Consider the following 20,418-nt stretch of genomic DNA (forward strand, 5'->3'; position numbering starts at 1 on the left):
CATAGTTTTAAAAATGTATTAGGTTAAAAATGTTTGCCAACGGTTTTGTATAAGATTAGTGTGGGAGGTAGACAATGATTAAATTGTCAGCCGAGCCACTGAGCTTATACTTATTTTGTGTTTTTATCTTGTCGACCTAAAAATAATTAAATAAGTATAAGTGACATAGTAAACAAGCCTAAAATTTTGAGGAAAAAACTAAAAACCCACATTAATTTTATACGGTGTTGTACACCGTTTTTTATTCAAATTTATTATTGTCATTTATCCAATCATATTCGGTTTTGAATGATTTTCCAAATTCATCTTGATATTTTGAAATTATCTTCATATCCTTTAATAATATATTAGCGTTTTCTTTTAGATATCTATCCGCATCCAAATGATTTCCAATCACATTCTGTGTCAATTTAAAAGTGAATTCAAATTTATCATCCGGTTTAATTGGTTGAATTTTTCCAATTTCGCCTTTTAATTCAGTTTTGTCTGGTTTATTTTCATATTCAATCAGATAATTATAAGCAGTTACAGAAGAGTTATTTCTAATCTCCAAAGTATATGTCCAATCCAGGTACCAATATTGTTCAACTTTGTCAATTCCAACTCTTATAACTCTCGGATTATTTGCAGTATAACCTAAAGGTCCACGCATTGAAAAATTCTTTTTTCTGTGAAAAACTACTTTTGGCCTCGGTTTTTCTGTTTTGTCAAATATTTTTGTCAAAATACTTACTACTAAAAATCCGCCAGAACTAATCATAACAATTAAAGGCTCTTCTTCTTTAGTCCTTAAATACCAAATAAGACCTAAAATAATTATTGCAATTTCAACTACGATTGTTATAATGTTTTTTAAAATTTTCATGGTTTTGTCAAATGTTGTACAACAACGTTATACACAATTGTTTTATATTAAATGTTCAGATATAATTTCGCAAAGCCTTTCTGTCCATACAAATCCAGTAGATGACATATCGAGTACAAACCACCCTAAACCAACAGACATATAAAGATGCTTTCTAGTATGTTCAACTTTGTTTAAATCGGTTGCTTTCCAATTTTTCAGGGCATTAATGTCAGATGTTGGTAGTTTTTCTATAATGAATGAAATTCTCCAAAATTCATCACGTGATATTATATCATTCCCAAAAAGACATATTGCTTTTCCTATTAATTTAGCTTTTGATTTTGTTTCTAAATTGTCAATTATAGAAATTAATTTCTCTCCAGCTTCTGATTGATATTTGTCGTCTTCAAGCTTATTTATAATTTCTTCTCTTTGCTTTAGAGTAAGCTTGGAAGATTCGTTTAAAAAATGAAGAAGTTTTGTTATAAATCTATAATCTCGTATTGCAATTCCAGTTTTCCAAAATCCAGTAGCAACATTTATTACTGGAATTTCCTTTAAAAGACCATCTGCTAATATTCTATCAACTCCGATTTCAAGAATATCTTTTCCAATATTAGTCAAATCAGAACTTGAAATTGTTTCAACGAGTGAATTTGATAGTTCTTTGTTATCTTCCTTTTCTTTGCTCAATTTTATTTTTTTATAATGGTGTACAACGGTTTTGTATATGGCTCGTAGCGTGCAAATTATAAAATTATTTTCGGATTAAGCACAAGCCAGATTTTTAAACTTTACTATTTATCTTTTTTATTGGAAATCGTCAAATTTAAAAATTTGGCGACTTTCCAAATATGCCTTAACTTCGATTAATCAACTTGCTAGCTATGAGTTATATACGTTGTTGGCAACTGGCTTATTTTATAATTTGTCTTTATCTTTTCCATCAATTTTGTGATTTATTTTTTGTCCCATTCCGCTTGTCACATATCCAGCAACCATTTCTTTTTTAATTTCTCCGTTTTCTAAATATTCCAAGTTTATTGAGCAATCTCCAGTAATTCCAACCCAAACAGTTTTACTTTCATTCGGTTCAAGTTCTGCGATGTGTTCTGTTTCACAACCGACTATTTTAATATCAGTCAGTTTGTTATTAGTTCCGTTTGTGAACGTAATTCTCATATTCCCAATTAATATTAGCGAGAACCAAATGAAAAGGAACATTATTGGTAGGTTAATCAGCATCAATCCGCTTGTTTTTAAAAGTCTTTTGCGATTGGTTGAGTCCGAATTTGATTTAGTTAAAATTGCTATTAAAATTACCAAATTTACAATTCCTGCAAGAACTATAAATCCGTATCCGATAAACAACAAATCGCTGTTTGAGGTCAGAAAGTAAATTCCGAAAATCAATGCTCCGATTATGAACGAAATTACCGCAGTTCCTTTTCCTAAAGTGTTATATTTTTCAGACGTCATTTTTTTTCAGCTTGTTGCCAACGTTGATGTATATGGTTTGTTGCGTGGTTTAAGTACCTAATTTAGCAAATAAAAACCAAATAGAAAATCCGCTAAGATTTTCGTAAGTAGGCTGGAACTAGCAATAAATTATATACGGTGTTACCCACTGGCTTTATGCTCGTTCGTTATTAAATTCGTCTCCGTTTATTGTGAAAATAGTTGCGTGTTCTGTTCCATTTTCATCATTATATGTCAATTTCATTTGAAGCCCTTGAATGATATCGGGTACTTTAGGTTTTATTAATTCGTCTGCCTCAAGATGAGTTCCTTCTAAATAGTCCTCAAAACTTGCTCTTAATTCCAAATCAGCATAAGGTGGTAAATTATTTATTTTAGATAGGGAATCTATTGAGCTAAAATTTGTTCCAGCAACTTGCTCAATTTTTACATTGAAAGCGGGAAACCTTGAATTATTGTAAAGTGCTATTTTAAAGTTCCAAACCAAATTCCAAATGATTATTGGTTTATTTTCTCCAAGAACAATTACATTCCCATAAAGTTCTTTATTCTTATAACTATACCCTTTATTCCACCTCTGGCTATTTGACCAAATGAGGTCGGCTTCTATAAATGGTCTTTCTGTTTTTAATTCAATTCCCAATAATTGCTTATTCATTTCATTTTCTGAAAATTCTTTCCATTCATTTAGCATTTCAATTGGAAAAGCATTTGGGTCTTTGTCAATAACTGTCGAACAATTTACACAAAGCCAAATTCCGTTGTCAATATCTTTTCTTTGTTCAGTCGTTAATGTTCCGTCATATCTCGGACCTCCTGACGAAGCTGCTGTTATGTGTGCAGCAACTCCAACAATTGTAGCTTTGTCTTTCGCTGTATTTGGTCCGACTGTAGCTTTTCGGCAATTAGGATTTGAACATAAATATCCAACTCTTTTAGCAAGTATATCTACTGTTTTGGCTGTGAAATTGTCTCTATTTAATGCCATAGTTTCTTGGTCTGGTTAGCTTGTGGGTAACGGTCTCGGGTATGAAACGTAGGGCATTTCAGAGCACTTCACTTTCCTCTTGAAAATAAGCTTATTAAGAGCCCTAAACTTACGAAAAGTACTGTCTGCCCTATGTTTTTTACCCATTGTTGGCACTCGTTTTTATTTTAAATAACCATTCAATTTCTCAATTAGTGCTGAAAATGAATGACCATTACTACGCCAAAGATTTTCAGCGACTCTAACTTTCCTTCTAGTATCTTCAAAAGCGAGATCAACTTCGTTTGAAGTATTAAGTAGCTGTTCAAATGCCTTGTCTTTCTGAACAACAGCAGTAAGTAATTTTCCAATGTTGAATTGATTATTAAGATTCTCTTTAATGAATTCAGCTGTGGCAGTTTCCCAATTTGACGGTCTGATTAAGACAGATACAACGTAATTTTCTTCTTGAATTTGCTCGACTGCTTTTCTAGCCTGAGAAACAGCAAGTTTCAAGCTTTTATCCCAATTTGTTGGGGATAAGGACTTAAGTTCTATATAGAATGACTTGTTGTTAGTATTGTTTGTAATTACTACATCCTGAGAGCCAATTCCTTGGTAGGTGATTTTATAGGGAAGGTTCAACGATTCAAATGCCTCAATGAATGCTTTCTCCACAGCTTCACCAATCTTTTTCTTAAACTCAAAATCATCTCTCTCATCTTTAAGTTGTTGAGAAAGGCTCTTAATTTCTTCTATACTTATTGATTTTGCAATCTCGGCAATATCTGAAAGTTGTGACAAATTTATCCCCGATTCGGCTAATGCCACCAAGTCATTAAGTTTTTCCTTGTTTGTTAAGAGTTTCACGATATTTCCACCTACCTCTGAGTCTTCAAGAGATATATTTACAAATATTTTATCCTTTTGTGAAAGGAACCAATCAAAATGCTTAGCAGAAACAAAACGGTTATTGTAGTCTGAACACCAATGTATCAATTTTAGAATAGCACTACTCTTTGTAGAGAATGTGTTTTCCAATCTTAGTTTTTCTAGTTCATCCTTAAGTTTAGTTGCCAGTGCTTCAATGGTTTTAGCAGGCAATTTTAGGCTTCTGAAATAATCGTTAATTAAATGTTTGTCCCAATCTTCTTCATTATTGAGTTCATATAGGATTTCTATTAAATCATCATCTAATGGACTTTCATTCGTTCCGTAAGCAAAAACCTCATTCACGAATGCACAGAATTCACCTTTACGATTTGGAATTATGTTTCCGAATTCGAGTAATGTTTTAAACTCTGTACTTTCTTGAAGCAATAACAAATGGTTGAGTAGCCATTTTTCTGAGTTTTCAACTAGTAAATTTGATAGGTTTTTAGCTACTTCAATTTTCTTATGAAGTAATTTAATAAGTTGTCGCTTGGCTGGATTGAAATTGAATTCAGAAACACCATTAATTACTATGGGTTGCTTTTCTGATTTAAAAAACACTTTAGCTGAATTGAAGAGCTTAGATTGAAATGAATCAATTGAAGAAGAGGCTGAAATGCTTAGAATGTCAAGCAATATATTTTCTGCATTTGCTCTGTCAATGTAAGTGCTTTGAACTTGACCGAATTGATTCTTTTCTTCAGAATTAAGGATTTTGTTTATTTCATCAGAAATATCCTTTACTTTCTTCGAAGCGTGGGAATTGTCTATAGCAATTAACTCTCTGTGAATTAGGATGTCATTCCAATCTTCGTTCTTTAGGTTTTTAAAAATTGAAATAAATTCATTCGGTATTTTAGTCTCCTTTTCAATGTACAAGTCATCATTCAAGGATTTTAGAGTTCCCTTAATTGTTGGAATTATTTTATATTCCTTAAAATGCTTAATAAGCTCGTTGTCAATTAAAAATTTATACACAGAGTTTAGCCATTGAATATTTGTTTGTTGACTTCCTTGAATAGCAATGCTTTCAAGGTTTGTTTTGGACTGAATTTCATTCAGTAAATCTTCAACTGTATAAAAAACCTTTTGTCCCCAAGTCTCAATTTCAGATTCAATTCCCAAATTGTCTTGCCAAGAACCTAAATGCTCTTTTCTGCAAATCGTGTCACCACCAAAATAACTATTCAGTATTTCCCAAAATTGCTCATTTTGTTCTTTCGTTCCTGCATATTTAGGAATTACAGCGTCCTTGATTTTTATTTTTCCAGAAGTCGTTTCTACTATTTCTTGTTCAATAAGATGGTGTCTATATGGTTTTTGAATATTTTCTTTAAACCAATTAATTACTTCTAGTTCTGTTAATGCGGTTGGAATTCGGCTTTGAGCTATTAAACTTAAATTTATAGCGTTGTTTGTTTTAAGCCATTCTACAAATAATTGAGATTTATTAATTGCGTGAATAAAAATGTCACGATTAACTAATACTTTATTGCTTGTTGTGTCGGTTAGCAAAACACTATCTCTTTTTTCAGTTGGGAAAAAACTTAGACCATTAAGGATAAATGGAAAATAGAAGTGCTCTGTTCCAACTAGTGGGAAATCACGATAAAGCCTTGCTGATTTCTCTATAATCTTAATGCTTCTTTCTGTATGATTGTTAATCGGGATAGCTAAATCAATTTTATCGTCTTTATAATGAATGAAACATAAATCTTGTGTTTTTTCATTTATTGTTTCCTTTATAACCGGAAAGTAGAAATCACCTTCGTTATTGTTTTCAAATAATTCATAAGTAATTTGCTTTCCTGTTATTTCATTATGAATAATAACCTTTTTAAGTTCCTCAACAAAGAAAAGTGTCTGAGGAAGTGTTGAAGCAAGGTCATCAACTCCAACTACAGCAGCTTCTCTTGATTCAGGGTTTTCTAATGGATAAATAAAAACAGTATCGAAATCTGTTTCTTTTCGTTGTGAGTGGTAGTTGTGCTTTGTTGGGAAAAGTAATTCATCTTCTATTTTCTCAATTTTGTCAAGTTCATCGGCAATAAAGGTTATTAAGTCTTCTGATTTTTCAGCTTTTCTATTTAGTTCAAATTGAAAAGTTTTTGGTAATAGGCCATCCTGTTCAACAATACCCTTCACTGTTACCGTATCAGAAAGTAAATGAGTGCTTATAAAACCTGTTCCAAACTTACCTGTTATTCTCTTGTTTGTGCTATCAGAAGGTTTCCCTGAACTTACTTGTTGGATTAGTCCTGTAATATTTTCTACTCGAAAAGGGTTTCCATTATGACTGAAAATGAATTCATTCTCTCTTAGAGTTATTTCAATAGTAACACCGCCATAAATGTTTGGGACGTCCTTTGCATTTTGCATTAACTCCCAAATCCATCTTCTTCGGGATTTAGTTCTTTCGTTTCTTACGTCTGATAAGATTTGGATAACCTTGTCAGCCGTTAGTTTGTAGTTATTGTAATTCTTGCTTTTCTGAACGGTTTCTAGATATCCTGTCATTGTTTATATGCTTTAACGTTTTTTAATGAGTGCCAACGGTTTCGTATATGGCTAGTAGGGCTATTGAAAGTTTGAACTTTCGATTTCGTACTTAGCCAAATCGTTTATTTAGATTTTAAATTAGTCATTGTTAAAAACCAAATCAACGATTTGGCGGTGTTTCTAAAAGTAATATTCAATCCTAACCTCCAATGCCCTATTGGCTATATACCGTGTTAGCAAATCGTTTATTTTATTTCCACCGATATTCTGATCTACCTTTAAGTTCATGTTCTATTTCAAGTAACCTATTGTATTTAGCAATACGTTCACCACGACAAGCGGAACCAGTTTTTAAGTGTCCTCCATCCATTGCAACAGCAAAATCAGCTAGGAATGTATCTTCGGTTTCTCCTGATCTATGAGAGAGGAAATATCTCCATCCAGCTTCTCTACACATTCTTACTGCTTCAATCGATTCGGTCACTGTTCCAATTTGGTTTAATTTTATCAGGGCTGAATTACAAGCGCCTAATTCAATTCCTTTCTTTATGTATTTTGTGTTTGTTACAAAATTATCATCACCTACAACTTCAATTTTATTTCCAAAACGTTTAGTGAAATCTACATAACCGTCCCAGTCTCCTTCGGAAACAGGATCTTCCCAAAGAATTATTGGATATTTCTCTATCCATTCGGCACTTTTTTCTAGAAGGTCTACAGTTTTCATTTTCCCAAGGCCTGACCAAGATAAATCATAATTGCCATCTAAATTTGGAGAAAAAGAATTAGCGGCACTATCTATTGCAATCGATAGATCTATGCCAGGTTTGTAATTTGCTTTTTGTATTGCTTCAATGATTAATTCTATCGCTTCTTCATTACTGGAACAATTTGGAGCAAAACCTCCTTCATCTCCTACACTTGTTGCCATTCCTTTATTTTTCAGGATGCCTTTAAGTGTGTGAAAAGTTTCTGCAACATATCGTAAACCTTCTTTAAAAGTAGGTGCTCCATGAGGAACTAACATAAACTCTTGAAAGTCTACACTATTATCAGCGTGTTCACCACCGTTCAGTATATTCATACAAGGAACTGGTATGCGGACAGCATTTGTTCCACCTAAATAGGAATATAAAGGGAGGTTAGCAGATTCGGCAGCAGCCTTAGCAACAGCCATGGAGACTCCTAAAATTGCATTTGCACCAAGGCGAGATTTGTTGTCTGTACCGTCCAACTCGATCATTGTATAATCGATTAGTTTTTGGTCGGATGCATTTTTACCTATTAGGGCGTTCGCAATTTCAGTATTAACATTATTGACAGCATTTTGTACCCCTGTACCATTGTAACGTTTTTCATTATCCCGAAGCTCAATAGCTTCATTTTGACCAGTAGAGGCTCCAGAAGGGACAGATGCAACCGATTTAGTCCCATCCTCAAGGGTTACATATGTCCTAACGGTTGGGTTTCCTCTTGAGTCTAAAATTTCTAATGCGGAAATGGATTTAATTATTGAATTCATAAGGATTAAAAGTTAAGAGTTTAAAATGTTTGCTAACGTTGATGTATAAGATTAGTTGCGATGATAAAGAAACAAATTTTACAAGTACAAAACAACTAGGAAACCCACAGGATTTTCGTAGATAAGCTTGCACTTAGCAATTAATTTTATACGGTGTTGGGCACAGTTTTTTTGTATGCATATTCTAATAAGAAACAAAATAAAATAATTCCCAATGCAGTCAATACTCCGATTTTGTTTTCAGAAAATTGTTGGATTATTAAAGTCATAAATGCTAATGCACAAAGTATGGTTGCTGCTAGATGAATCCATTTTTTAGATTCTAATTCTTGGTGTCTTTTAAAACCGATAAAATTGACTATAGCAAAAATCAAAAGAAATCCAGCACTTCCAGCAGTCGATATACTCTGTAAATTAAATGAGTTTACCAAGGTGATGGATAAAATTACAGTTATAAGTAAGCCTATTGGTTTACCCCAAAATTTATGAGTAAAATATTGTGGTAATTCTTTATCTTCAGCAATATCGTAGTTAACTCTTCCACTTCCCAATACAGTTGCGTTAATTGCCGAAAATGTAGAAATCATTGCAGTAATGGTTATAATTGTAAATCCGATTTGCCCTAATGTTGGTTCAGCTGCTTTCGCTAAAACATAGTCTTGGGCATTTGCAATTTCTTTAAAAGGTAACGCACCTACTGTTACGATAGCTATTAAGATATACAAAATAACTACAAAACCGACTGCACCAAAATATGCTTTTTCTGTATTTTTCTCTTTGTTTTTTAAATCGGAAATAGAGTTGGCTATTAATTCAAAACCTTCGTAGGCTACAAAAATGACCATACCACCTGAAAGTATTAAAATCGGATTTTCCCAATTATTTGGTGATAACTGTCCAAGATTTTCTGGATGTAGCGAAACCCCATACAAACCTATGCCAATAAATCCAACTAAAATAATGATTTTCAGGATAACAGCGATTGATTCTATTTCGCCGACAAGTTTAACACTCAAATAATTAATTGATAAAGCAATTACAATTATTGAACTTTGAAAAATTCGAGTATCTATTTCTTTAGTTCCAGTAAAAGAAATCAATTCTGCACCATATGAACCAAAAGCGGAAGAATAAAGGGCTAACATAACTATATAACTTATCCAAAGCAGGTTGTTAATTCCGCCCGCAAAAATTCCGTTTCCATATTGTTGGTGCACAAACCTTACAGTTCCTCCATTTTCGGGATATTTTTTTGAAAGCTTAGCATAAGAATATGCCGTTAGAAAAGCAATTATCCCAGCAAATAAAAATGCCACAGGTGTTCCGCCTTTAGCCAATGAAACCGCAAGACCTAAAACCGCAAAAATTCCACCACCAACCATTCCACCAATTCCGATAGATATAGCATCTTTTAGACTTATTTTTTCATTCATTTGGTATTGGTTTCTCAAATTGTGCCCAACGTGTTTGGCTATGGTTTCGTTGCGTGAAAATCCGCGAGGATTTTCCGCCGTAAACCGAAGATAGCAAATTAGCGAGGACTTTCCGCGAGGAAAGTCAGAAGCAATGAACTATAGCCGGTGTTGTAGTGCGTTTTTTTCGTATTGTTTTTCAATTATTGCTCGAACTTCCTTAAAATCAGATTTTAATGAATTGGCGGTTATACTTATTGGTGAACCATATTTTTTATAATTCGCTTTCATAGCCATTTTTCCAATTCCGTTTTTTTTAAGCTCAATATAATGTTCAGGATTAGAAACGTCTATCATAACGAACTTTTGGTTAACTACTTCTAATACTCTAATTCCAATAATATCAGTCCACTTTACTAATCCGATACTCGTTGAGTTTGAGTTGTCAGTAATTCCATTTTTGTCAATTATTAATCCAGGTTTTTTGTCAAATACTTTTTTAAAAATAAAAAAGGAACAAACTCCAAAAAAAGCAACACTAATAATTCCGATTATTTTTATCAATTCAGCACTTCTGTAACGAAATATGGAAACCTTAAAATTTTCAGGGTCGATAGCAAACCAAAGTCCTAATATTACAAATATTAAAGCTCCAACAAACAATAATATAATCTTGTTTTTGCTCAATGGAATTTCAATATTTTCATTCATTTACCTCGGTTTTTTTTAATGCACTACAACGGTCTAGTATATGAAAAGTAGTGAGTTAAAACTCACCAACTTTCGGAAAGCAATATACTTATTTAAAAGCAATAGCGATTTAAGCTAGCACCAAAACCGCTATTTTTTATATACATTGTTGGCGTGTCGTTGTTTTTTATTGACCAACATATTTAAACTTAATTAATGACTCATCAACGAATGTTTTGTTTCCGCTTCTAAATTTATATAAGGAGTTTATTCAACACTTCATTCCTGATACTATCAATGATACAATCATTTAATTTGAATGTATCTGTCCATTAAAGAGTGTGTTTTCGAACCCGAAAACTTCAAAATAAATAGTTGAATTTTTTGATTTTATGACTCCATTAATTTCTTGTAAAGTTCCATTTTCTGGAGTTAAAAGTAAAAATAGAACTGCTATCCCTATTGCTTTTAGTGTTATAAGTGAAAACAATATGTTAATACTCTTAATTAAAACCTATAGCCTAAACTTAAATTAGCTGTTTGAGATTTACTACTAACATACTCATCAATCATAGTACCTGTACTTTCTACTCTATCCGTCAAACCAAGTGAAGCACGTAAATTCACAAAGAAACTCGGACTAATTTCGTATTGAGCACCTAATTCAAACCCCAACCCAAATTCATTAAACTGTATAACATCATCCGAAGTGATTAGATAATCAAACCTAGGACCTACTAAAACACTAAAATCACCTGCAAAATTATATTGTAACAATACAGGTAAAATAATATCGGTTAAATTGGTGTCTTCCCAATCGGTTCCTGATCCATTATAAAAGGCAACTTGTAGTTCTGGGTGTAATAATAATTCATCGGCTAAATTAAATTCTTTAAATATACCAATATAAAAACCTTCAAAAGATTCAGAATCAGTTATTTTTTCACCTAAAATCTCTAGCTTATTTTTAAAATTAATACTTGTAAAACCTACAGTAACTCCAAAGTTTTTTTCTTGAGCATTCACTGTAATCACTTCAATTATAAACAAGAGAAATGTAATTAATGTTTTTTTTATATATAACATATTGTGATTTTTTTTCAAATAAATACCTAACAGTTTTTTAACGTCTGTTAGGTATTTACTTAATATTAATTATTATTAATGACTCATCAAAGTACGTTTTGCTTCAGCCTCTAAGTTTACATATGGCGTACCTTCAACAGTTACACCTACAAAATCAATTGTTCCATTAGCAAACTTACTATCTGACGGATACAACTCGCTCACGGCATCACCGCTATCGTAACCAATACATAAGCCATCTCCAGATAGAGTAAACTTAGCAGGTTGTGTTCTCATAGCGCCTTCGGCAACTGCTTTCCCATCAATATAAAGTGTAGTGTTACCAATTGATTCACCTTTATCTCCTGCTTTATCTTTCTTGAATTCCATACCAATAGTATGCTTACCGGGCTTAAGTTTTATTGAAGATTCAAAAACTTGCTCTGGTTTAATTCCTAAGAAATTATATACATAATACAGTTTATTATTCTTGATAAATAAAGAGTGTCCTCCAAAACGTGAACCATGTGCAAAAACTACCCCTGATGTTTTATCTGTAATTTCTACATTAGCCAATATTTTATAAGAACGACCTCTAACATTTACAGCATTACCCTCTGGTACGGGTGCTGCAAAAGGATAATAAACATATCGGTCTCTTGCAGGTTCTTGCGATGGTCTTTCAATTCCAATAATTTCAGCCGCACTTCTGTCATCAAGAGGTAAAACATTGTTTTTTTCTGCCTCAACAAACCAAGCATCAATTAATTCCTGCAATTTTTCTGGATTTTCTTTTGCTAAATCCTTCGATTCTGACCTATCCACATCTACATGGTATAATTCCCAATCATCTTTATCAAAATTACTTCTTCCTGAAAGTGGAGCATGTATTGCTGCTGCTTTCCATCCCTCTTTCCATATACCGCGAGAACCTAACATTGCAAAATACTGTACTTTTTTCTGAGTTGGGTCGTTTGGTTTAGCATCGAAAGTATAAGCCATTGAAACTCCTGATAAAGGAACTTGTTTAACACCATTATATTCCTCTGGCATTTCCAAACCAATTGCTTCAAGCAATGTAGGCACAATATCTACCGAGTGGTGGTATTGATTTCTAATTTCGCCTCTTGCTTTAATTCCTTTTGGCCATGAGATAACTAATGGGTCATTAGTTCCCCCTGCATATTGCGAATAACGCTTAAACATTTTAAAGGGTGCAGAAAATGCAGATGCCCAACCTGTTGGATAATGCTCATAGGTTTCTGGTCCACCTAACACATCAAGATACTTCATGTTCTCTTCTAATTCGTCTGGAAAATTATTGAAGAATTTATTTTCGTTAACGGAACCATTTGGACTACCTTCTCCAGATGCGCCATTATCGGCAGCATAAAGAACGATAGTGTTTGCTAATTGTCCACTTGCTTCTAGGTAGTCAATTACTCTACCAACTTGAGCATCAGTGTATTCTGAAAAAGCAGCATAAACTTCGGCCATTTTTGCGAATAATTTCTTTTCATCATCGTTTAAAGAATCCCAAGGGCGTACATTATCAATGGCTTCTGCCATATCTTCACGCATTGGGTTCATTGGAGTATTTACGGTTCCTTCTGGCAAGATTTCTTTTTCAATCATACGTTCAGTAACCCATTCTCTGTAAGCATCATAACCGGCATCAAACTTGCCTTTATATTTTGCTATATAGTCTTTTGGTGCATGGTGAGGCGCATGATTTGCTCCAGGATTGTACCACATGTACCAAGGTTTTGAAGGGTTTGTAGCCTGTTGGTCGCGAATCATTCCCAAAGCGTGATCTGCTAAATCTTTAGAAAGATGGTAGCCTTCTTCAAATTCTTTATCAACAAAGTGGTTGTCTTCAATTAAATCTGGATACCATTGGTTTGTTTCCCCTCCAATGAATCCGTAAAACCTATCCCAACCCATTTGTAATGGCCATTGTTTTTTACTACCACCTGATGCTACATCTTGCTCAGGCACATTATGGTTTTTCCCAATCCAAAATGTGCTATACCCATTGTCTTGTAAGATTTTTGAAAGTGGTGTTACTTCAGCGCCCATTCTACCATTTGCACCTGGGAATCCGTCTGCAGTTTCTGTAATGGCTGCCATACCATTTAGGTGATGATTTCTACCTGTCTGAATTGTGGAACGAGTAGGCGAACACAGGGCTGTAGTATGCCATTGAGTATATGTTAATCCGTTTGCTGCCAATTTATCCATTGTAGGCATATTAATAGCTCCACCATAAGGAGACCATGCACCTAAACCTGTGTCATCGTAAAGTATAAACAAAATATTTGGAGCCCCTTTGGGAGCCGATTTTGGGGTGTAAGCTGACCAGTCCGATTCTGAGTCTCGAACATCAAGAGCGATTTTGCCCTTGAATTTTGGAGTCGAGCTATTTGCTTTATCTTTCTCTGTGCTACTGTTGCAGCTGGTAATTCCTACAATTAACAACGTAAAAGTTATTAATTTGAATAGTGTTCTTAAAAGTAGTTTTTGTTTTTTCATTTGATTTTTATTTCTATGATTATAAAATATTGATTTTTTGTTTTAGAACGTTCTAATAGCCCGAACGTAATTCTTTTTGTCTTTTAATTCGCTTGACTGATTTCCGGCACCAAAACTTTGAATCCAAACAGTGTTATCTAAATAATGTGAAGATGACCAGTATTCATCTGCATGAAGGTATCCTCCATTATTTTCAAGGCATGTTTCTTCCACTATATCTCTATGCTGATATAGTGAGTCCAACTCATCCCTACTTGGTAGAAACCAATCTTTATATCCATTATGATTAAGTTTATCGCATAGATCAGCAGCTATGCCAGTAGTGTTACAAGCAGTAATAATGTCTAAAGTATTTTGAGCACCTGTTCCGATTTCCAGACCCTTGGCTCCAAAATTAAGCAATGAAGGACATCCCCATTCTATATCAAAACCCTGATCTAATACTGCACAAACTAATCCATGTTCTCCAGATTCATCAAGATGGAAAATTACTCCACCTTCGTGAAAATCACCAATAGCCAAAGTTGGAAGAGGAGGTTCTGCCTCTTCTTTATCACATGATTGGAATAAAAATTGTGAACTTAATATTAAGGTAAATAAGATTATTTTCTTCATAATGAATTTTGTTAAAAATTTGTTCAAAGATATGTTTATTCCTTCGAGATAGAAATATCATTTGATATGTGTGCTTAGCTGTTTTTATTCTTAACACGATGAAATGTTAATGGAGTAACGCCTAAGAAACTTGCAAGATGTTTGTCGTAAGTCGATTTCAGATAAAGAGGATTCCACTTCATTAAATCGTCATAGCGCTCTGCTGCGTTCATGGTTACGAATGTATGTATGCGATGAGAAAAAACAAGAATAATTTCCTTCATGAGATTTAAGTAGAATGTCATCATTTTTGGGGTTTCAAATGCTATTTCTTCCAATTCTCCCATATCAAAAATAAGTACATGACAGTCAGTGATCGCCTCAGTATCTAATAGTGAAACCTGATCGTCTCCAAATGATCTTGCATCTCCCATAAGGAAACCTTCCGAACGTAAATGACAATTTAGTTCTACTCCATTAATTATAGTGAAGGATCGTGCTGAACCTTTTAGAGTGATAAAGAATCTTTTATCCTTTCTTCCACTTTTTAGGATAGTTTCCTTGCTTTTAAAAACTTTATAGGTGGATATCGATAATAATATTTTAACTTCCTTTTCTTGTAAATAGGGATAGAATTTTATTAATAAGTCTCGTATTTCTGATTGTGAAAATGTCATTTTGTTGTATTGTTTTTCAATGCACGCCAACGTGATTGTATAAGATTAGTTGCGTGATTTAAGCACCTAATTTAGCAAATACAAACCGAATAGAAAATCCGCGAGGATTTTCGTAAGTAGGCTTGCACTAGCAATTAATTTTATACGGTGTTGTACGCTGGCTTTTATATTATCATAATTAATTTCTTTCCGTTTATTTCTGTTTCGACAAGTTGCAAGTTATTACTCCTTTTAAAAACAAATCTGTTATTTCCTTTTTTCAATTCGGTATTAACAAAGAGAGTTGTACTATGTCCTTTTAGTAAATGGTTTAATTCAAATTCAATGTCGTCCTCAGTTTCCGATTCCAATTTGATAATTATTTTTCCTTTCCTTCTTTTTATTCGGATGTTTTTGAATTCAGTTATTTCGTTAAGCACAGGTTTTTCAGGACGATTTATAAGAACAAAGCCAAGATTGCATTTTTCAGGATAAATTCCATCTGATTCACACAGAGATTGCGTAATGTCAATACTTTCAGCTGGAATTAATTTCAAATTTTCAATTTGTTCTTTTGCAATGTCATTTGCCGTTGAAAAAATTCCACCATCTATAATTATTGTAAGCCAAAAGTCAATTTCAATTTGTTCCGATTCTTGCTCACATTTAATTCTGTCGAAGATTTTGTTTTTTCGTTCTTCAAGATTTAACTGTTTGATTCCTTTAATCCACTTTTGAGATTCCTCGTAATTTTTAAAATCTCCACAGTTATTTTGTCCAAATGAAACTTGGCTAAATAATATAAAAAGAATGAAGAATTTAATGGTTTTCATAGATTTTCACAGCTTGCGTACAACGGTCTTGTATATGAAAAGTAGCGGGTTTTTAAGCTCTAACTTTTCGGTTTATAACTGACCTATAATTTATTCAATTTCATTCGATTAAGCGACTAAACCGCTATTTTTTATATACGTTGTTGTAAGTAGTGCTTTTTCCATTCAGTTTGATTTTCCGGTGTTTGTTATTTAGTTCAAATGTGAGCGTTGGCAAGACATACTCTTTTGCAATTTTGGGTTTAGCGTTGGCTGTGGCGAATTGCGAATGTGTATGGCTTTGAGCGTTGGCTTAATTCAGATTATTTTTAAAATTTTCAATCACATTGTTTGTGTAATTTCTCATATCGTCAAAATTATCACTAACCATAGTTATATCTACAAACTCTTTCAAATCGTACGGTTTAATACTCACATCATATTCGTTTGACTTACCTCTTACAATTGAAAAGTCAAAGAATTCTCGGACGTCTTGATGAATTGTTGGTGCTACAAATGATAAATATTTTATTAACCTATCATCAAACTCCTCATTTGAATACAAATGTCTGATAACATTTGCAGTTTCGTGATTTAATTGTTGGGTTTTATTTCTGATTAATGTTACTTCTATCAACCAATATAATTCTTTAGAGAAAATCTCTATGTCTCCTTTGTTTCCAGGTGCGTGAGAATATGGTTTTCCAATATGGTCGGCTTTATAATTTGGTCTAATAGCATATTCTTTTCCATATTTTAGTGCGATTAGAATTGAAATAAAAAACTCTAATTTTAAAGGTTCTGGAATTTCTTTAAACTCATCAATAACTGTTCTCCTTGTTCCGATTTTCTCAATACTCTCAACAATTATTTCTTCGTTAATTCCGTAATCTTCAATTATACTGTAAATTTTGTTGACATATTGCTCTCCGTCAATAACGTCTTCTTTTCTAAATGAAGTTATCAGTTCAAACAATTCGTCATTTTGAGTGTTAAGTTTATCAAAATATTTAATTGCAACTGATTTTTCTTCCTCACTTAATTTGAAATCAAACTTCAAAAGTTTTTCTATATATGTGAGTTTACTTTCGTTAATTTGAATTAGTTTTTTACCAGTAAATCGGATAGAAATAAAACCTGAAATTATAAAAACTCTACGTACAACATCTGGATAATCTTGCGTAATAGTCTTAAACTTCGTGTTGACTTTGTATTCGTTTTTTACAAAATCAAAGACAGCATCATAATCTTTAAACTTATTATTTTCTAATAATGTTAGAAACTCTTTTACATTACCATTTTTGCTAAACATTGCTACAATGAATTGGTCGTAGCTTAAAGATTTTCCATTTTTCCTCAATTCAAGTAGAACATTCAAAATAAACACGAAAAAGTTAAAATCATTACTTACGTTTCGATAAGGGTTTTTACGATTATATTTTATTGCTTGTATTGAAAAAGCCTCTTGTTCATCAATTTCTGATGAGATTAATTTTTTACAAATTGCTGAAAGTTTAAAAGGCTCATTGTATTGAGCATAAACAAAACCTAATTCTGAAGGTGTTCGCATATAAGTCCAAAATCGTGAAGTGTAACCAGCTGGAAAACCACCATCTGCTCTTCGTGTGCTGTTTACTTCAATAACTTGGTCTTGAATATCTTCAAGTTTTGTGTTTTCAGTAATTTCAATTTCGTTACTTGAAACGATACCATTTAGATATAGTTTTGAAACTATTTTTAGTAGATTTTTATCATTGAGTATTGTACCTTCAAATTCAGAAACAGCACTTAATATATCAATATATCTTTCTGGATTCCTAACTGCTGTCTCAAAAGCCATTTGTTTATGAGTTGGCTTTCTTCTTATTCTTTGTTTTGCCATTTATTAAGTGTAGATTTCTGTTGCACTCATTGTTTTTTGAGATACAGATTTATTTGGTTGATAGTTAGTTATTAAAACCTCTTTAAACTCTTTATTAGAGTTATCGTGATAGCTAATGTAATTACTTTTTATATCTAATGAATAATGATTTTCACTCCATTTTAAAAACTGTTCATTTATTTTTCCTTTATAGTGAGTTACATTCGATATTGCAAAATTTATATTTTGTTCGTCTAAATATTCAAGAAATTTGAGTAATCTTTCTTCAGTTTCTTGATTCCATAATTTGTTATACTCGCTAAACGTAATCAAATATGGTGGGTCAAGATATACGAAATCATCATCTTTAAAATTTATGTTTTCAAAAAAGTCAAGAAAATCTAAATTGTGAAAAGTTGTATTCTTTTTTTTAATTAAATCAAAATAATTATTTAATGCAGTTAAAGTGTTTTTGTTAAAATCAACATTTCCAACAGGTAGATTATATTCTCCTTTTGAGTTAAATCTTAACATACGGTTAAAGCCATAAATCAAAAGAACATACAAATGAAGAGTTGAATTTGCCTTACCAGAATTGTAATCTTTTTTAAGTTTATTAAAGCCTTCTTTGTTGAATTTTGCGTAATAAGTTTTTTTCCATTTATCTCTCAATTCTTGAGGAACAATGTCTTTTATGTATGAATGTGATAATTTGTATTCTTGAATTATTTCAAATACATTTTTGAAAAACAAATCAGGATTTTTAGCCTGTCTTTCCAAAAAGTTGTGAATCTCAATAACATTTGAGTCAATATCGTTTAACAAATATTCGTTTGCATTGACATTAAGGAAAACAGAACCTCCACCAGTAAATGGCTCAATAAAACGATTTATCGTTTTAGGAAAATATTTACTAATTTTTGGATAGAGTTTGTATTTATCTCCAACATAAAATAAGGGTGAACGAAATGCTTTGTTTTTATTTGTCATATTTTTTTGTTAGAAATAAAAATTCTTTGTGGTCGTTAAAATCGGTTTTTCCTGTGTTGAAATATGTATGTGATTGCTCAAAAGTTTTAGTTTCTCCAACATTATTAAGTATTTCCGTTATTTCTTCGAGCGTAATTTTGTTTTTGGAAGATTTGCTTTTTGATTTATACGTGTTATTGTAAGAAACAGCTAAATATTTTACATCCAAATTTTCTACTAAATCTTTAAAAGTGTCTTTTGCTTGAACAGTACAATATTTGCTCATATTCTCTGGTTCAGGTTTTAATGCAACTCCGAATAGTTTTGGCTTTTTCCATTGTACAAGATTTTCGTAAATATGATAAAATCTACTGTATTGTCTTGAATTATATGGTGGGTCAATATAGGCAATATCACCTTTAATATTCCTTACTAATTCATTCGCATCTTCTTGATATATTTTTGCTCCTTTAAAATCAGAAGTCTGAATTAATTTAAAATTCAAAGGTCTTTTTGTAATTGGTTTTTTAATATATGCGTCAAAGTGACCAACAGTATTTGCAAGTCTGTCAATTGTATAAATTAAAGAAGTGAGCAAAATTGCGTATTCTCTCGAATTTAGTTCATTATTTTTTTTCTTTTTCTCAATATCTTGTCTTATGTATCCAATTTGTTTTGAAATTTCCTTTTCATAAAATTTACCTCCGAAGTTTTTTGAAAAATAGTTTTCTCGTATAGATTTTGAGTTTAAAGTATTGTATTCATTTGCTAACTCAACAAGTTTGTTAGAATTCCATTTTAATGTACCGTAAAATGCTTGATAAGTTACATTGTTAGAGTAGAGTATGTCGTTTAGAATAACGGTTTTATATTTTTCCATTGCAGATTTTGCTACAATTGAAGTTCCAGAAAAAATGTCAATAAATGTTCCATTACCTTCTGTTTCAGATTCAATAATTTCCATTATCCAATCTGTCAATTTTGCTTTATTTCCAATATATCTGCGACTTTGTAGTTGGAACTTATCTTGATTCTTATAGTCATTGAAAAGATTTAATCCATATTTTAATTTTTGTTCTGCCAGATGAAAACCTTCAAGACCTAAATCCTCATTTTGAACTTCATAGATTATTTTGTCACTAATTAGTTGTCTAATCAAGTCATTTTCACTGTAACTATAAAATTGAGCTAAACTTTGTACTTGTGGTTTTGTTGGAAGTCTTTTCCCTGTTTCAATTCGGCTTAATGAGGTGTAGTTAATTGAAGTTTTATCAGCAACTTCTTGTAGATGAAAACCTTTTGTTTCGCGTATTTCTTTTAAGGTATCTCCAATTGAAACTATTGTGTCCAACATAATTTGACTTTTTTTGTCAAATATAAAAATATTCTTGAGAATTCAGATGTGTGCGAGGGAAAAAAACAGCTCTTTTATTTTTTTCAGCGTTGGCTTTTCGCGTTGGTAAAAAAATAAATGTGCTGTTTGAGCGTTGGCGTTTTTATTTCAAATGTTCAAGTTTAGCTCGATTTCCGCATTACTTACAACAATAGGTGTATGTGTAGTAGCGCCCCCAAGGGTGCTA

Annotated in this window: 16 protein-coding genes; all 16 read right to left on the bottom strand. The window is 32.3% G+C overall.

Annotation, left to right across the window (positions count from 1 at the left end):
* Positions 1-241 precede the first annotated feature (241 nt).
* The 16 genes from F6U93_RS11275 to F6U93_RS11350 all read right to left on the bottom strand — a co-directional run bounded on the left by F6U93_RS11275 (position 242) and on the right by F6U93_RS11350 (position 20,192).
* The gene (locus tag F6U93_RS11275; RefSeq protein WP_150939859.1) at positions 242-865 is read right to left on the bottom strand and encodes a hypothetical protein; all 624 of its coding nucleotides are present in this window, start codon (positions 863-865) and stop codon (positions 242-244) included.
* Positions 866-907: 42 nt separating this feature from the next.
* A complete protein-coding gene (locus F6U93_RS11280) occupies positions 908-1,540 on the bottom strand; it encodes a hypothetical protein (protein ID WP_150939861.1) in 633 nt (210 codons plus the stop codon).
* A gap of 228 nt (positions 1,541-1,768) precedes the next feature.
* Positions 1,769-2,326 carry a hypothetical protein gene (locus F6U93_RS11285; protein ID WP_150939863.1) on the bottom strand — a complete coding sequence of 186 codons (558 nt, stop codon included), beginning with the start codon at positions 2,324-2,326 and terminating at the stop codon, positions 1,769-1,771.
* A gap of 154 nt (positions 2,327-2,480) precedes the next feature.
* Positions 2,481-3,314, bottom strand: a complete 834-nt coding sequence (locus F6U93_RS11290) for a hypothetical protein (protein WP_150939865.1) — start codon at positions 3,312-3,314, stop codon at positions 2,481-2,483.
* 162 nt (positions 3,315-3,476) lie between these two features.
* Entirely contained in the window at positions 3,477-6,743 is a 3,267-nt protein-coding gene (locus tag F6U93_RS11295; protein ID WP_150939867.1) for a sacsin N-terminal ATP-binding-like domain-containing protein, read from the bottom strand.
* 232 nt (positions 6,744-6,975) lie between these two features.
* The gene (gene eno, locus F6U93_RS11300) at positions 6,976-8,247 is read right to left on the bottom strand and encodes a phosphopyruvate hydratase (RefSeq protein ID WP_150939869.1); all 1,272 of its coding nucleotides are present in this window, start codon (positions 8,245-8,247) and stop codon (positions 6,976-6,978) included.
* 146 nt (positions 8,248-8,393) lie between these two features.
* Entirely contained in the window at positions 8,394-9,680 is a 1,287-nt protein-coding gene (locus F6U93_RS11305; RefSeq protein WP_150939871.1) for an APC family permease, read from the bottom strand.
* Between the two features lie 138 nt (positions 9,681-9,818).
* A complete protein-coding gene (locus F6U93_RS11310) occupies positions 9,819-10,370 on the bottom strand; it encodes an STM3941 family protein (RefSeq protein ID WP_150939874.1) in 552 nt (183 codons plus the stop codon).
* Between the two features lie 486 nt (positions 10,371-10,856).
* Positions 10,857-11,435 (bottom strand): outer membrane beta-barrel protein, encoded by a 579-nt coding sequence (locus F6U93_RS11315; protein WP_068605303.1) that lies wholly within the window; start codon positions 11,433-11,435, stop codon positions 10,857-10,859.
* 75 nt (positions 11,436-11,510) lie between these two features.
* Positions 11,511-13,946: an arylsulfatase gene (locus tag F6U93_RS11320; RefSeq protein WP_150939876.1), complete on the bottom strand. Its 2,436-nt coding sequence runs from the start codon at positions 13,944-13,946 to the stop codon at positions 11,511-11,513.
* Between the two features lie 42 nt (positions 13,947-13,988).
* The gene (locus F6U93_RS11325; RefSeq protein ID WP_068605301.1) at positions 13,989-14,561 is read right to left on the bottom strand and encodes an Lcl C-terminal domain-containing protein; all 573 of its coding nucleotides are present in this window, start codon (positions 14,559-14,561) and stop codon (positions 13,989-13,991) included.
* 74 nt (positions 14,562-14,635) lie between these two features.
* Positions 14,636-15,247, bottom strand: coding sequence for a Crp/Fnr family transcriptional regulator (locus F6U93_RS11330; RefSeq protein ID WP_150939878.1), 612 nt, complete (start codon positions 15,245-15,247; stop codon positions 14,636-14,638).
* 134 nt (positions 15,248-15,381) lie between these two features.
* Positions 15,382-16,029, bottom strand: a complete 648-nt coding sequence (locus tag F6U93_RS11335; RefSeq protein WP_150939880.1) for a hypothetical protein — start codon at positions 16,027-16,029, stop codon at positions 15,382-15,384.
* 292 nt (positions 16,030-16,321) lie between these two features.
* Positions 16,322-17,890 carry an AlwI family type II restriction endonuclease gene (locus tag F6U93_RS11340; RefSeq protein ID WP_150939882.1) on the bottom strand — a complete coding sequence of 523 codons (1,569 nt, stop codon included), beginning with the start codon at positions 17,888-17,890 and terminating at the stop codon, positions 16,322-16,324.
* Positions 17,891-17,893: 3 nt separating this feature from the next.
* On the bottom strand, positions 17,894-18,859 hold the full coding sequence (locus tag F6U93_RS11345; RefSeq protein ID WP_150939883.1) for a DNA adenine methylase: 966 nt from the start codon (positions 18,857-18,859) through the stop codon (positions 17,894-17,896).
* Entirely contained in the window at positions 18,849-20,192 is a 1,344-nt protein-coding gene (locus tag F6U93_RS11350; protein ID WP_150939885.1) for a DNA adenine methylase, read from the bottom strand. The genes F6U93_RS11345 and F6U93_RS11350 overlap by 11 nt, the downstream gene beginning before the upstream one ends.
* Positions 20,193-20,418: the final 226 nt, after the last annotated feature.

It is taken from the genome of Pseudotamlana haliotis, assembly GCF_008806375.1.
Lineage (GTDB): Bacteria > Bacteroidota > Bacteroidia > Flavobacteriales > Flavobacteriaceae > Pseudotamlana > Pseudotamlana haliotis.

What these genes read in the sequence shown, in the direction of transcription:
- F6U93_RS11340 (WP_150939882.1), bottom strand. Translation starts at nt 17,890, where the DNA reads ATGGCAAAACAAAGAATAAGAAGAAAGCCAACTCATAAACAAATGGCT.
- F6U93_RS11345 (WP_150939883.1), bottom strand. Translation starts at nt 18,859, where the DNA reads ATGACAAATAAAAACAAAGCATTTCGTTCACCCTTATTTTATGTTGGA.
- F6U93_RS11295 (WP_150939867.1), bottom strand. Translation starts at nt 6,743, where the DNA reads ATGACAGGATATCTAGAAACCGTTCAGAAAAGCAAGAATTACAATAAC.
- F6U93_RS11290 (WP_150939865.1), bottom strand. Translation starts at nt 3,314, where the DNA reads ATGGCATTAAATAGAGACAATTTCACAGCCAAAACAGTAGATATACTT.
- F6U93_RS11275 (WP_150939859.1), bottom strand. Translation starts at nt 865, where the DNA reads ATGAAAATTTTAAAAAACATTATAACAATCGTAGTTGAAATTGCAATA.
- F6U93_RS11320 (WP_150939876.1), bottom strand. Translation starts at nt 13,946, where the DNA reads ATGAAAAAACAAAAACTACTTTTAAGAACACTATTCAAATTAATAACT.
- F6U93_RS11310 (WP_150939874.1), bottom strand. Translation starts at nt 10,370, where the DNA reads ATGAATGAAAATATTGAAATTCCATTGAGCAAAAACAAGATTATATTA.
- eno (WP_150939869.1), bottom strand. Translation starts at nt 8,247, where the DNA reads ATGAATTCAATAATTAAATCCATTTCCGCATTAGAAATTTTAGACTCA.
- F6U93_RS11315 (WP_068605303.1), bottom strand. Translation starts at nt 11,435, where the DNA reads ATGTTATATATAAAAAAAACATTAATTACATTTCTCTTGTTTATAATT.
- F6U93_RS11285 (WP_150939863.1), bottom strand. Translation starts at nt 2,326, where the DNA reads ATGACGTCTGAAAAATATAACACTTTAGGAAAAGGAACTGCGGTAATT.
- F6U93_RS11335 (WP_150939880.1), bottom strand. Translation starts at nt 16,029, where the DNA reads ATGAAAACCATTAAATTCTTCATTCTTTTTATATTATTTAGCCAAGTT.
- F6U93_RS11305 (WP_150939871.1), bottom strand. Translation starts at nt 9,680, where the DNA reads ATGAATGAAAAAATAAGTCTAAAAGATGCTATATCTATCGGAATTGGT.
- F6U93_RS11325 (WP_068605301.1), bottom strand. Translation starts at nt 14,561, where the DNA reads ATGAAGAAAATAATCTTATTTACCTTAATATTAAGTTCACAATTTTTA.
- F6U93_RS11350 (WP_150939885.1), bottom strand. Translation starts at nt 20,192, where the DNA reads ATGTTGGACACAATAGTTTCAATTGGAGATACCTTAAAAGAAATACGC.